Here is a 1,074-nt window from a genome sequence, read left to right as displayed (position 1 = left end):
AAGACGCTGCATACGCTGCCTGGCGGCGCCAGCCTGCCGTTCCTGAACCTGAAGCGGGGCGTGATGCTCGGACCGCCTTCAGGCCAATCGGTTGCGCAGTTAATGGAAGTGCCCAACCCTCTGACAAGCGCCGAGATCTCGTCCGGCACGGACGGCGCTGTGGCCAAGGCGCAGGGACTGCATGAGCAGACGCCCTTGTGGTACTACATCCTCAAGGAAGCAGCGGTCAGGGAGGGTGGCGAGCGGTTGGGGCCTGTGGGCGCGCGGATCGTGGCGGAAGTCTTCATCGGATTGGTCCACGGCGATCATGAGTCCTACCTTTGGAAGAAGGGCCCGGACTGGACGCCAACTCTTCCCTCGCGCACGCCTGGGACTTTCACGATGGTGGACTTGCTTCAGCTCGTAGGTGACGTAAGTCCCATCGACGGCGTGACCCAGGCCTGATCAGTCGCGAAGACTTGATCCGAGGGAAATCAGCCTCGCGTACCCACCACGTGATCGCGCCTGAAATTGCGCGGTGTGGTCCCCACCCACTGGCGAAAGCGCCGGTTGAAATACGCCTCGTCGGTGAAGCCGCACTGGTGCGCGATCTCGCGCACCAGCAGCGAGGTGGACGACAGCAGTTCCTTCGCCCGCTCGATGCGCCGCTCGGTCACGAGGTCGGTGAAGGTGCGGTCGGTTTCCTTGCGCAGCAGGTTGGCGAGGTAGTTGGGCGAGAGGAATGCAGCGGCCGCCGCATCGGTGAGCGACAGCGGCTTGTCGAGGTTGTCGCGCACGTAGCGCACCACGCGCTGCAGCGCATCGCGCTGCGATGTCTTGCCGTTGTGCTGGAGTGAAAGGCGCATCAGCGCCTGCTCCTGCCGCATGCAGGCCAGTCCGATGATCTGCTGCACGATGCCGCGCATCGCGATCTTGGCGCCGAAGTTGCGGCCCGCGTTCAGTGTGTGCAGCTCGTCGAGCCAGCCGCGGATGCGGGCGAAGTCGGTCTCGTCGAAGGCGAAGTCGACGTACTCCTGGAACAGGAAGGGCGCGAGGTCGGGGTAGCGCGCGAGCGATACATCGTCGAGGTCGAGC

Annotated in this window: 1 protein-coding gene and 1 pseudogene; one reads left to right on the top strand and one right to left on the bottom strand. The window is 64.5% G+C overall.

Annotated features, from left to right (window positions below; all coding sequences use genetic code 11):
- Window positions 1-444: pseudogene (locus tag ACSFA2_RS25770) on the top strand (hypothetical protein); the annotation flags it as partial.
- 29 nt (window positions 445-473) lie between these two features.
- Here ACSFA2_RS25770 and ACSFA2_RS25765 read toward each other — a convergent pair.
- A partial coding sequence (locus ACSFA2_RS25765) for a helix-turn-helix transcriptional regulator (protein WP_435458164.1) occupies window positions 474-1,074 on the bottom strand: 601 nt, incomplete at its 5' end.

The sequence above is a fragment of the Variovorax cryoconiti genome, from assembly GCF_051216395.1.
In the GTDB taxonomy this organism is placed as follows: domain Bacteria; phylum Pseudomonadota; class Gammaproteobacteria; order Burkholderiales; family Burkholderiaceae_C; genus Variovorax.
The sequence above is the reverse complement of the archived record's forward strand: the minus strand, read 5'-3'. Positions and strand labels throughout refer to the sequence as shown.